Source organism: Bradyrhizobium genomosp. III (genome assembly GCF_000261705.1).
GTDB classification, from domain to species: Bacteria; Pseudomonadota; Alphaproteobacteria; order Rhizobiales; family Xanthobacteraceae; genus Bradyrhizobium; species Bradyrhizobium ottawaense.
In genome coordinates this window covers 17,327-30,097 of record NZ_AJQF01000468.1, presented here as the reverse complement: position 1 = coordinate 30,097, position 12,771 = coordinate 17,327, and the positions used below count along the sequence as shown (strand labels likewise).

The 12,771-nt window shown below is 64.6% G+C and carries 7 protein-coding genes; 1 reads left to right on the top strand and 6 read right to left on the bottom strand.

From position 1 onward, the window contains the following. Positions 1 to 51: 51 nt before the first annotated feature. Positions 52 to 216, bottom strand: a complete 165-nt coding sequence (locus IC66_RS44020; RefSeq protein ID WP_018318514.1) for a DUF3309 family protein — start codon at positions 214 to 216, stop codon at positions 52 to 54. A 180-nt stretch (positions 217 to 396) separates the two neighbouring features. Here IC66_RS44020 and IC66_RS0137055 point away from each other — a divergent pair, with 180 nt between their 5' ends. Continuing rightward, positions 397 to 714 carry a polyhydroxyalkanoic acid system family protein gene (locus tag IC66_RS0137055; RefSeq protein WP_028145680.1) on the top strand — a complete coding sequence of 106 codons (318 nt, stop codon included), beginning with the start codon at positions 397 to 399 and terminating at the stop codon, positions 712 to 714. Between the two features lie 2 nt (positions 715 to 716). Here the strand turns inward: IC66_RS0137055 and treY are convergent, their stop codons facing one another. The 5 genes from treY to treS are packed head-to-tail and all read right to left on the bottom strand — an operon-like array spanning position 717 to position 12,768. Continuing rightward, positions 717 to 3,503: a malto-oligosyltrehalose synthase gene (gene treY / locus IC66_RS0137050; RefSeq protein ID WP_038950972.1), complete on the bottom strand. Its 2,787-nt coding sequence runs from the start codon at positions 3,501 to 3,503 to the stop codon at positions 717 to 719. Position 3,504: 1 nt separating this feature from the next. Beyond that, positions 3,505 to 5,256 carry a malto-oligosyltrehalose trehalohydrolase gene (treZ, locus tag IC66_RS0137045; protein WP_028145678.1) on the bottom strand — a complete coding sequence of 584 codons (1,752 nt, stop codon included), beginning with the start codon at positions 5,254 to 5,256 and terminating at the stop codon, positions 3,505 to 3,507. Beyond that, positions 5,253 to 7,331 carry a glycogen debranching protein GlgX gene (gene glgX, locus IC66_RS0137040; protein WP_028145677.1) on the bottom strand — a complete coding sequence of 693 codons (2,079 nt, stop codon included), beginning with the start codon at positions 7,329 to 7,331 and terminating at the stop codon, positions 5,253 to 5,255. Before glgX ends, treZ begins: the two co-directional genes overlap by 4 nt. A gap of 3 nt (positions 7,332 to 7,334) precedes the next feature. Further along, positions 7,335 to 9,482, bottom strand: a complete 2,148-nt coding sequence (gene glgB / locus IC66_RS0137035) for a 1,4-alpha-glucan branching protein GlgB (protein ID WP_028145676.1) — start codon at positions 9,480 to 9,482, stop codon at positions 7,335 to 7,337. After that, positions 9,475 to 12,768, bottom strand: coding sequence for a maltose alpha-D-glucosyltransferase (gene treS, locus IC66_RS0137030; RefSeq protein WP_038950971.1), 3,294 nt, complete (start codon positions 12,766 to 12,768; stop codon positions 9,475 to 9,477). Before treS ends, glgB begins: the two co-directional genes overlap by 8 nt. Positions 12,769 to 12,771: the final 3 nt, after the last annotated feature.

Here is a 12,771-nt window from a genome sequence, read left to right as displayed (position 1 = left end):
CGCGGAAATCGGGCGTGCTTTAATGGTTGCTACGAAATCCTCGCTGGGTCGCTAGATCCGTCCCATCAGCAGCAGGATCAGCAGAATGACGATGACCAGTCCGAGGCCGCCGCCGCCGTAATAGCCGGTGCCGTAGAACGGGCCGCCGCCGATGCCGCTGAAGCCGCCAAGCAGGGCGATGACCAGAATGATCAGAATGATCGTACCGATTGACATGCGAATCTCCTCAGCCCTTTGTTGCAAGGGTCGTTTGCACCTGTCCCCTCGTGCGAGGGCAACTTGCCGCAGGGTTTTAGGTTCCGTTTTTGAAACAGGGCCACAGGTCCAAGTTGCATGGAACCTTTGCCGCGTCGTCCGGCATGACTATGTGAGGATCGATCATCACGGGGCAGGGCCATGTCAGCACCGCTTGTCGTTTCAATTCCGCATCATCTCGGCCGCGAGGAGGCGGTCCGCCGGCTCAAGACCGGGCTCGGCCGGGCGGCAGCCAGCATTCCGGTGATGCAGGTCGAGGAGGAACGCTGGACCGGCGACAGCATGGCCTTTCGCATTCGCGCGCTCGGGCAGATCGCGACGGGTCAGGTCGACGTCGCCGAAGACCATGTCAAGGTCCAGGTGGTGCTGCCCTGGCTGTTGCAGCGCTTTGCCGAGATGGCGCAGGCCACGATCAGGAAGCGCGGGCAGTTGCTGCTGACCAAGGACGACGGAAAGTAGCTTCAGGCGCGCACGCGCGGGCGCGCGGGCCTGATGGCGCTTGCCGTGCGGGCCTCGATGACAGCGGCGGGAAAATCACGGAAAGCCTGCGTGACCGGCAGTTCGTGGCCCTCATGGCCTGTCGCGGCATAGCCCGTGATATCGACGGTCGCGTCAATTCCCTCCACCGCGGGCCATTCCCGGCCCGCTTGGGTAAACGGCGCGAACTGGCGCCCGACCACGACGATCGCCGCAGCGCGGCCATGGCGCCGGGCGTAGGCAATGACATGGTCGGCATGGGCGCCGCGCACCGCCAGCGGCTGATAGTCGCCTTGAGCGAAGACGTCGGCGAGTTCATTGCGCAGCTTGAGAAGACGCCGTGTCCAGGCCAGCTTGATCAGGCCGTCGGGCCAGCTCTTGGTCAGGCCACGCCAATCCGGATCGTCCAGTGAACTCAGCGCCGCGTGCCGCGCGCCAAAATCGACCGGGCGACGGTTGTCGGGGTCGACCAGTGACAGGTCCCAGAACTCGGTGCCCTGGTAGAAGTCGGGCACGCCGGGCAAGGTGGCCTTGAGGGTGAGCTGGCTCAGAGAATTCAAGGCGCCGAGCAGCGCCAGGCGCCGGGCCAGCGTTTGCAGTGAATCCAGGAATTCACCGGATAGTGCGGGATCGAGAATCTTGTCGATGAAGCTCTTGGCGCCGTTCTCATAGGCTTCATGCGGGTTGAGCCAGCTCGTCTCTTCCTTGCCCTCGCGCGCGGCCTTCAGCGCATAGGCCTGGATGCGCTCGACGAAGCCGGCATCGACCGGTCCCTGCAGCGGCCAGGCTCCGAGCAGGGTCTGGTAGAGCATGTATTCGAACGTCGCCGACGGCGCGCGGTAATTGCCATGGAGCGTGAGGTGTGGCGCGTTCAGCACCTTCCATCGCGCCACCGCGCTGGTCCATTCGCCGGGAATCTCGCTGATCGCCGCGATGCGCGCGCGGGCGTCCTCGCCGCGCTTGGTGTCGTGGGTGGCGGTCGCCGTCATTCCCAATGGCCATTCCTTGGCGCGGGCCTGCATGGTCTCGTGGAAGGTGGAAATCGTGAGCCCGGTGCTGGCGGGATCGCCGCCGACCTCGTTCAGCGCGAGCAGCCGGTGGAATTGATAGAACGCGGTGTCCTCCAGCGACTTCGCCATCATCGGCCCGGTGAATTGCTGCACCTTCAGCGCGAAACGACGCACGCGCGGGGCGCTGTGCGGGGGGCGGCCGGGCTTGAGCAGGTCCATGGTCAGCGCGTCGCGCAGGAAGTCGAAGATGCCTTCGTCCGCGGCGAACCATTCCGCGCGGGCGCGCGCGATGGTGTCATCGATCAGCTTGCGGTCGGGCGCGGTCGGGCCGCTGTTGGTCAGATAGGTGCGGTACACCGGGAAATGCAGCACATAGAGCTCCAGCGCCTGCCGCAAACTGTCGGCGGAGAAATCGCGCGTCGAGTAATGCCCGTTGGCGATGCGCGCGAGCAGGCGGGTCAGCACGGTGAATTCGCTGGTGAGCAGCGTCTCCAGCACGCGCCGCTTGGCGTCCTTGACGTAAGGCGCAAGCCGCGGCGGCCGGTTGCTGACCTGCCGCCAGGTCTCGTCAAGCGCCCCCAGGCCCCCGGCCTCGACCAGCGCATGGGTGATGACGTTCATCCATTCATAGCCGGTGGTGCCCTGAACGCCGGCGAGGTGCGGCAGGCGTTCGTGCTCGCACAGGATCTTCTCGATCACGGTGTAGAACGGCTTTGTATTTCCTTGCGCGTCGCGCACCAGCCGGCGCAGCCGCTGGCAATATTGCGCGGGGTCGCGCAGGCCGTCGATGTGATCGAGCCGGATGCCCTGCAGCTTGCCGCTGGCGATGAGCTGCTTCACCAGCCGGTGCGTGGCGGCGAAGGTGCTCGCGTCCTCGACGCGCAGACCTGCGAGCCCGTTGACGTCGAAGAAGCGGCGATAGTTGATATCGCTGGAGGCAAGCCGCCAGTGCCCGAGCTTGTAGTGCTGGCGCTCCAGCAGATGGTGCAGGGCCAGCGTCTGCGCGGGACGATCCTTGGCGGCACGATAGGCGGCAAGGCCGCGTGCGATCACCTCGGCAGCACCAGGGATCTCCCTGAGCTCGGTCTTGAACGCCGGTGCCTCCTTGCGATTGGGACGACGCAATCCCGTATAGCGCGCCGCAAGCGACAGCAGAAGTTTGCCGGCCTCCGTCTCGGCGGCATCCGCTTCCTTCACGATCATGCGCAGCATCTCGCCATAGCGCTCCGGCGCGACGGGCAGGCGATGCTCGAAATACCAGGCAGAGAAGCTTCCCTGGTCTGGATCGTAGCGTAGCTCGATGTCGCCGCGCTCGAGCGCCTCGCCATAGGACGCGCCGAGGATGGGCAGCAGCACACCGCCGCGGGCGCGATAGGCGAGCTGATCCCAGTCGATGTCGAAGGAGACCGCGTGGGGCGAAGCCTGGCCCCATTCCAGCACGTCGAGCCACCAGGGATTGTCGGCAAAATGCACGCCGACATGGTTGGGTACGAAGTCGATGATGAGGCCGAGGTCGTGCTTGGTCAGCGCCTCGCTCAGCCGGGCGAAGCCGGCCTCGCCGCCAAGCTCCGGATTGAACTGGCTGTGATCGACGGTGTCGTAGCCATGGGTCGAGCCCTTGCGCGCCTTCATCACCGGCGAGGCATAGAGATGCGTGATCCCCAGCGCCTTCAGATAGGGGACCACCGCGGCCGCCTTGTCGAAGTCGAAATCCGCGGTGAGCAAAAGCCGATAGGTCGCGAGCGGAATGGCGGGAGGCATCCTAACCTCCGAGGCGCCAGACCACCGACCAGGGCGGAAGCCGGTCGCCGGTCTCGCCGCCCCAGATCGGCGTACCCGCGCTGACATTGGAGACGATCCCGTGGTCCGACAGGTTGGCGGTCAGGCGCAGCACCGTGCCGTCGCCCATGCGCCAATGCGCGGTGAGCAGGCCGCTGTCGGCCGCCTCGGCTTCGCCGAAACTCGCGCCCCTCAGCCGCGGCATGATCTCCTTGCGGCGAAGCGCAAGCAGCTCCCGGACCAGCGCGAGCCGCGCGTCCTGCTGCGGCGTGCGGCCGGTCCAGTCGAGCACGGCCGATTGCAGCGTTGCCGGATCGAGCGGGTCGGGCACCTCGTCGCCGTACTTCTCGTAAGCCCAGGCATATTCCTGCTTACGCCCCTTGCGGACGGCATCGGCGAGTTCGCCGTGGAAATCGCAGAAGAACGGAAAAGGCGCCGTGGAGCCCCATTCCTCGCCCTGAAACAGCATCGGCACCATCGGCGCGAGCAGTGTCACTGCAAGCGCCGCTTCGATCTGCTGCGATGATGCCAGGCTCTCGAGCCGGTCGCCGAGCGGACGATTGCCGATCTGGTCGTGGTTTTGCAGGAAATTGACGAAGGTCGCCGGCGGCAGCTTGCCGCTCGGCTCGCCGCGCGGCTTCTTGCCCCAGAACTCCGAAACCTCGCCCTGGTAGACGAAGCCGGAGGCCAGCGCGCGGGCGAGATCGAGCCGTGGCGTTTGATAATCCGCGTAGTATCCGGCGAGCTCGCCGGTCAGCATCACGTGCCAGACGTGGTGATAATCGTCGTTCCACTGTCCCCGATATTTGCCGTTCGGCGGCTCCTGCGCCGCGTCGAGCAGGCTGGCGCGATTGTCGCCGTTCTCCAGCACGAGATGGATGTGCCGCCCCGTGGCCTTGGCAAGCTCGCCGGCGGCGACGCTGAGGTCCTGCAGCATCGACTGCTCGCCGGGGATCGCCATGATGTGATTGGCGGCATCCAGCCTCAGGCCATCGAAACGGTAGTCGCTGAGCCAGGACAGCGCGTTCTCGACCGCGAATGCGCGCACCTGCGGCACGCGATAGTCGATCGCACTGCCCCAGGGCGTGTGAGCATCGGTGAAGAAGGTCGGCGCATAGCGGCCGAGATAATTCCCCTCGGGCCCGAAATGATTGTAGACGACGTCGAGGAATACCATCAGCCCGCGCAGATGCGCTTCGTCGATCAGCGTCTTCAGGTCTTCGGGCCGGCCATAGGCGCTGTCGGGCGCGTACCACAGCACGCCGTCATAGCCCCAGCCGCGGCGCCCGGCGAAATCGGCCAGCGGCATCAATTCCAGCGCGGTGATGCCGGTTGCGACAAGATGATCGAGCTTGTCGATCATGGCGCGGTAAGTGCCTTGGGAGGTGAAGGTGCCGACATGGGTCTCGATCAGCACCGTCTCTTCCCAGGGCCGGCCGCGCCAATCGCGCGCACGCCACGAAAAGGCGTCGTGATCGATCACCTCGCTCGGGCCGAACACATCCTCGGGCTGAAAGGCCGAGGCGGGATCGGGTACCTCGATCTCGTCGTCGATCCTGAACTTGTAGGGACTGCCGGCGGTGAGGCCGGAAATATCCGCCACGTACCAGCCATCCTGCCGGCGCTGCATCGCGTGTCTTCGGTCGAGCAGGAGGTCGACACGGCGAGCGCCAGGCGCCCACAGGCGGAACGACACGCCGTCCTTTGTCGGCCTCGCCCCGAAGGATGGCCTCATAGCGCCCCCGCGAAGGCGAGTACGGAGCGCGGCGGCGCCTTGCTATCGCTCCCGGGCGGGAACTCGACCGTATTCAGCTTGGCATCGGTCGTGTTCAAGATCTGCTGCCAGCTCTTGTATTCGGGCATTTTGGGCAATTTGAATGCGATCTCTTCGGGGGCGGCGTTCAGTACGATAAAGATCGCGGCCCCACCCGGTTCCATCGGGCCCATCACATAGGAGAGGAATCTTCCCTCCGGGAATTTCCAGTCGTTCTCCGTCATCTCGTCACCCGCAGGTGTCAGCCACAATGCGCCGTACGACACGCCGTCTGCGGGGCGGCCGTCGAGCCAGCGATGGCTGCGAAGTTGCGAGAACCGGCGGCGGATGTCGGCGAGATGGCCGACGAAATCGACCATGTCGTCGCCCTCTTTGCCGAGATTGTCCCAGCCGACCCAGCCGATCTCGTTGTCCTGGCAATAGGCGTTGTTGTTGCCGGATTGCGAGTTGCCGACCTCGTCGCCGGCGAGGATCAGCGGAACACCCTGCGCCAGCATCAGACAGGCCAGCACGTTCTTGCGAAGCTGGCGGCGCAGGGCGATGATATCAGGATCGTCGGTCGGACCCTCGACACCGCAATTGTTGCTGTGGTTGTCGTTGGAGCCGTCGCGGTTGTCCTCGCCGTTGGCCTCGTTGTGCTTCTCGTTGTAGCTGAAGAGGTCGGCGAGCGTGAAGCCGTCGTGGACGGTGATGTGATTGATGCTGGCGCGCGGCCGCCGTCCGTCATGGTTGAACAGGTCGGAGGATGCCGTCATCCGGCTGGAGATGTCGCCGATCAGGCTGCCTTCGCCGCTCCAGTAGCGGCGCATGGCGCTGCGATAGCGATCATTCCATTCCGACCATTGCGAGGGGAATGCGCCGACCTGGTAACCGCCGAGGCCAAGGTCCCAGGGTTCGGCGACGAGCTTGACCGTCGCGAGCACCGGATCCTGCCGGATCGCGGTCAAGAACGAGATGCCGCGATCATAACCGTTCGGTCCGCGCGCGAGCGTGGTGGCGAGGTCGAAGCGGAAGCCGTCGACGTGGCAGACCTCGACCCAGTAGCGCAAGGAATCCATCACCATCTGCAGCACGCGCGGATGGGTGAGATTGACCGACGAGCCGCAACCGGTGAAGTCGTCGTAATAGCGCGGGTTCTCGCGGTTGAGCCAGTAATAGGAGGCGTTGTCGATGCCGCGGTAGCACAGCGTCGGACCAAGATGGTTGCCTTCGGCGGTGTGGTTGTAGACGACGTCGAGCATCACCTCGATGCCGGCATCGTGCAGGCGCGCCACCGTGGTGCGGAAGGAGTCGAGCGCGTTGTCCTGGGCGTAGCGCAGCTCCGGCGCGAAGAACGAGAGCGAGTTGTAGCCCCAGTAATTGGCGAGCTTCTTCTCCACCAGGATGCGGTCGTCGACGAAGCTGTGCACCGGCAGCAGCTCGACCGTGGTGACGCCGAGCTTCTTCAGGTGCTCGATCATCGCCGGCGAAGACAGCCCGCCATAGGTGCCCCGCAGGTTCGGTGGCACGTCGTCGCGCTTCTGGGTCAAACCCTTGACGTGAGCCTCGTAGATGACGGTGTCTTCCCATGGGATGTTGGGACGGATCTCGCGGCGGCCCCAGTTGAAGGTCTCGTCGACCACGACGGCCTTGGGCATGCCGCGGGCATTGTCGCGCCGGTCGAAGGAGAGATCCTCGCGCGCGCTTCCGGTGCGGTAGGCAAAATGCGCATCGCTCCAGACCAGGCGTCCCGCGAGCCGCTTGGCATAGGGGTCGAGCAGCAGCTTGTTCGCGTTGAAGCGGTGGCCGTGCTCAGGCTCGTAGGGGCCGTGCACGCGATAGCCGTAGAGCTGGCCGGGCGAGACGTCGTTGAGATAGCCGTGCCAGACATCCTCGGTTCTTTCAGGCAGCTCGATGCGTTCGAGCTCGCGGCGGCCTTGCGCGTCGAACAGGCAGAGTTCCACCTTCTGTGCGTTCGCGGAGAACAGCGCGAAATTGGTGCCGCGTCCGTCCCAGCTTGCGCCGAGGCGTGCAGGCGATCCAGCAGTCAGGCGCATGTGTCAGCTTTCCGGAACGAGGAAGATCGCGGCGAGCGGCGGAATGGTGAGGCGGAGCTCGGGCGCCTTGCCTTCAACGGCATGAACCTCGCCGATGTTCCCGACATTGCTGCCGCCATAATGGGCGGAGTCCGAATTGAACACTTCCTTCCATTTGCCGGCAAAGGGCACGCGAACGCGATAGTTGCGATAGACATTGGGAGAGAAGTTGATGATGACGAGACACCGCGCCTGCTCGTCGAATCCCTTGCGCAGCCAGGCGAACACGTTGCGGTTGGCATCATCCGTGATCAGCCATTCGAAGCCGGCCTGGTCGCAGTCCATCTGGTGCAGCGCCGGCACCGCGCGGTAGAGCCGGTTGAGGTCGCGGATCAGTGACTGGATGCCGGAATGATACTTGTATTCGAGCAGGTGCCAGTCGAGCGACTGGTCGTGATTCCATTCGCGGCTCTGGGCGATTTCCGCGCCCATGAACAACAGCTTCTTGCCGGGATGGCCGAACATGAAACTGTAATAGGCGCGCAAATTCGCAAAGCGCTGCCACTCGTCGCCGGGCATGCGGCCGAGGATCGAGCGCTTGCCGTGCACGACCTCGTCATGCGAGAGCGGCAGGATGAAGTTTTCCGAGAAGGCGTAGTGCAGGCCGAACAGGATGTCGCCGTGATGGTGCTTGCGATGGATCGGATCCTTGCTGATGTAGTTCAGCGTGTCGTGCATCCAGCCCATGTTCCACTTGTAGCCGAAGCCGAGCCCGCCGAATTCGACCGGGCGTGAGACCTGCGGCCAGGCCGTGGATTCCTCGGCCGCCGTGGTCGCCTGCGGGAAGCGCGCGAATACTTCCGTGTTGAAGCGGCGCAGGAAGTTGATCGCCTCGATGTTTTCGCGGCCGCCATATTGGTTCGGGATCCAGGCGCCGGGCGGCCGGCTGTAGTCGAGATAGAGCATGGACGCGACGGCATCGACGCGTAAGCCGTCAATGGCATAACGCTCCATCCAGAACAGCGCGTTCGACACCAGGAAGTTCGTCACTTCGGTGCGGCCGTAATTGTAGATCAAGGTGCCCCAGTCGAGGTGGCGGCCCTGGAGCGGGTTGGCGTGCTCGTAGAGCGCGGTGCCGTCGAAGCTGCCGAGCCCGTGCGGATCGTCGGGGAAGTGACCGGGCACCCAATCGAGCAGCACGCCGACGCCTTCGCGGTGGCAGGCATCGACGAGGGCGGCAAAATCCTCCGGCGTGCCGAAGCGGCTGGTCGGCGCATAGAGGCCGGTCGGCTGATAGCCCCAGGAGCCATCGAAGGGATGCTCGCTCACGGGCAGGAATTCGAGATGGGTGAAGCCCATGTCGCGGGCATAGGCCGGCAACTGTTCGGCCAGCTCGCGATAGGTCAGCCATTCATCGCCGTTCTTGCGACGCCACGAGCCGAGATGGACCTCGTAGATCGACATCGGCGCCGACAGCGCGTTGATGCCGTCAGGCGCCGGGCGCGGACGCGCCAGATCCGCCTCGTCGAACACGATGGAGGCCGTCTTCGGCCGGACTTCGCTGGCAAAGGCCATCGGGTCTGATTTCAGCGGAAGCAGATGGCCGTGCGGCCCGATGATCTCGAACTTGTAGTGATCGCCGGCTTTGGCATGCGGAATGAACAATTCCCAATACCCGGCGCCGCGCACCCGCATCGGATGGCGACGTCCGTCCCAGAAATTGAAATCGCCGACCACGGAAACGCGGCGTGCGTTCGGCGCCAGCACCACGAAGCCGATGCCGTCGATGCCCTCGAGCCGCATCGGATGCGCCCCGAGCTTGTCGTAAAGGCGCTGATCGGTGCCTTCGCCCAGCAAATAGAGGTCGAAATCGGTCAGGATCGGCGGAAAGCGGTAGGCGTCCTCGAACTCGACGACGTTGCCGCCGAATTTTGCGCGCAGCTGATAGTGCTTCGAGCCATTGGGCAGGGCGCCGATGAACAGGCCGGAATCGTGCACGCGGTCGAGCGGAGCGACTTCGCCACGCTCGCCGACTGCCTCGACATTCGAGGCCTCGGGGAGAAAGGCGCGCACCACGCTTTTACCGCCCTCGGGATGCAGCCCGAGATAGTGGAAGGGGTCGGAGTGGCGGCCCTCGATGATCGCATAGGCCTCGGCAGGCAGTTTAGGCATGGGCTTCGCTCCCGGCACTGGACAGAATGCGAAGCAGTCCGGTCAGCGGCGCATGGAGCCCCTCAGGCCGGTTGGACAGCTCGTACTCTACTTCATCGAAGGCGTGATCAAGCAGGAAAAACCTTAACAGGCCTTCTGCGGATTGCCGATCCTCCGGCCACAGCCGTCGATCGGTCACGGCCTCGCGATAGGCGGACAGGAAGGTTGCGGCGGTTCGCTCGCGCCATTCGTCGAGCGCGGCGGTGATCCGGCCCTGCTCGTCGGAGGCACCCGTGAGTGCGCGGCTCAGCGCCGCGTTAACCGAAAGATCGATCGAGCGGATCAGGCCGGCGACGTCGCGCGCGGCAGGCAGCTTGCGCCGCTTGTCGGCCAGCGGCACACGGGGATTGCCGTCAAAGTCGATGATGAAGATATCGTCCTTCACGATCAGAGTCTGCCCGAGGCGGAAGTCGCCATGATGACGGATGTTCAGCCCGCCGATCCCGGAAGGCAATAGCGCATTCAGGGTGGCGGGCAGGGACGCGCGCACGGCGGCGAGCTGGTCGATCAGCGGCCGGTCCGCCTCCCGCAGGCCGTCGCGGCTGTCGGCCAGCCGTTCGAAAATCCGCTCGGCCCGCGCCTTGAGGTCGGACACGAGGCGTTTGACGTGCGCAGAGCCGATCGGCTCCGGGGCGAGATCGTCCGGCTTTGCCGCCGCCAGGGCAACATGCAACTCGCCGAGCCGCCGGCCGATCTGCGCGATGAAGTGCAGATAAGGCGCTTGCTCCTGGGTCTCGCGCGGCGCTTCGCCTGCCGACAACACGCGTTGCTCGTCGATATAGCGATCGAGATAACCCGTGGTCACGGTCCAGCCGTCACCCTGGTTCTCGACATAGGCATGGAGCACGCCGAGCGTGCTGCGCTGATCGCCCTCGACCAGCTCGACGCTGCCGAGCAACGCCGGCGTATTGGCAAAGCGCGCGACCTCGGTGAGATAATGGCCGATCTCGATCTCGGGATTGATGCCACTTTCGAGCTGGCGGTAGAGCTTGGCGACGTACTGGTTGTCGACCAGCGCGGTGCTGTTCGATTGCTCGATCGCGCGGATGCGTTCGGGCTCCTTGATGGTGTAATCGGCGAATCGGCTGGTCGCCTTGAACTCCAGCCGCAGATTGTTCTCTTCCACCACCAGGTTCTGCGACAGGTTGCGCAGGAACAGGCCGATGAAGATCTGATCGGTCGCCACGTCGAGCAGCGTGCCCTCGCGCGCGCCCTGGCGCACGGCGGCGAGCGCCTTCGGGTTGAACCGCTCGCGGTCGAAGCGCACCCACTCGATCTGCATCGGCAGCACGTAACGCGGCGCAGCGTCCTGGTCCGGCCTCTCAAAGAACGCGATCCAGGGCCTGTTGTCGCCGATGTCGCAGAACGGCACCGCCGAGGTCAGCGCGGTCTTGATGTGCTTGGGATTGTGCTCGGGATACCACCGCGTCCGCGACAAGAATCCCGGCAGCACGTCGCGCTCGAACACGCCGCGCTCGCGGGCGAGCGACACCCAGTTCGAGTTCACCGGCACCACCAGCGTCTCGAACTCCGGCACCGCGCGCGGCGTCACCGGCTCGGACTTGTCGCGCTCCTGGAGCTGGAACCAGTAGAAGCCGTAGGGCCCCAGCGTGATCATGTAGGGCAGTTCGCCGATCGCCGGAAAACGCGTCCGTCCCAGCATCTCCTGCGGGATGCGGTCCTTCCACGGCGACAGGTCGAGCTCGGTCGCTTGCGCTGCGCGCGACAAATTGGCGACGCAGAGGATCACCTCGTCGCGGTATTGGCGGACATAGGCGAGCACGGCGCGATTGGCCGGGCGGATGAAGGTCATGGTGCCGCGGCCGAAAGCGAGCGTCGACTTGCGCACCGAGATCAGCCGCTTGGTGGCGCTGAGCAACGACGACAGGCTGCGCGACTGCGCCTCCACATTCACCGATTCGTAGCCGTAGACGGGATCCATGATCAGCGGCGCGTAGAGGCGGGCCGGGTCGCAGCATGAGAAGCCGCCGTTGCGGTCAGGGCTCCACTGCATCGGCGTGCGGACGCCGTTGCGGTCGCCGAGATAGATGTTGTCGCCCATCCCGATCTCGTCGCCGTAATAGATGATCGGCGTGCCGGGGAAGGACAGCAGCAGCGAGTTCATCAGCTCGATCTTGCGCCGGTCATTGTCCATCAGCGGCGCAAGGCGCCTGCGGATGCCGACATTGATGCGGGCACGGGGATCGTTGGCGTATGTGGTCCAGAGATAATCGCGCTCGACGTCGGTGACCATCTCCAGCGTCAGCTCGTCATGGTTGCGCAGGAACAGCGCCCATTGGCAGCTTGCCGGAATGTCCGGCGTCTGGCGCAGAATGTCGGTGATCGGAAAGCGGTCCTCCTGCGCGATCGCCATGTAGATGCGCGGCATCAGCGGGAAGTGGTAGGCCATGTGGCACTCGTCGCCACGGCCGAAATATTCCTGCACGTCCTCCGGCCATTGATTGGCCTCGGCGAGCAGCAGCTTGCCCTTGGAGTAGGAATCCAGCTCGTGGCGCAGGCGCTTGATGATCGCATGCGTCTCGGGGAGATTTTCGTTGTTGGTGCCGTCGCGTTCGCACAGATAGGGAATGGCGTCGAGCCGGAAGCCGTCGACGCCGGCGTCCAGCCAGCGCTTCATCACCTGGATGAGCGCGCTGACCACGCGCGGATTGTCGAAATTGAGATCGGGCTGGTGCGAGAAGAAGCGGTGCCAGTAGAACGCGCCGGCCTCGTGATCCCAGGTCCAGTTCGACTTTTCGGTGTCGGTGAAGATGATGCGCGTGCCCTGGTATTTCTGGTCGGTATCGCTCCAGACATACCAGTTGCGGGCGCTGGAGCCGGGATGGCTGCGGCGCGCGCGCTTGAACCATTTGTGCTGGTCCGAGGTGTGGTTGACGACGAGTTCGGTGATGACGCGCAGGCCGCGCTTCTGCGCTTCCTGGATGAAACGCTTGAAGTCCTTCATCGTCCCGAAATCGGGATTGACCGAGCCGTAGTCGGCGATGTCGTAGCCGTCGTCGCGGCCGGGCGAAGGGTAGAACGGCAAAAGCCACAGCGCGGTGACGCCGAGTTCCTGGAGATAGGGCAGCTTCTCGGTCAGGCCGGCGAAATCGCCGATCCCGTCATTGTTGCTGTCGGCGAAGGCCTTGACGTGGAGCTGATAGATAATGGCGTCCTTGTACCAGAGCTCATCCACGATCTCAGCAGCCTCAAGCTTCTTGGTGTCGACGGAAGACAGAACATTCATGGC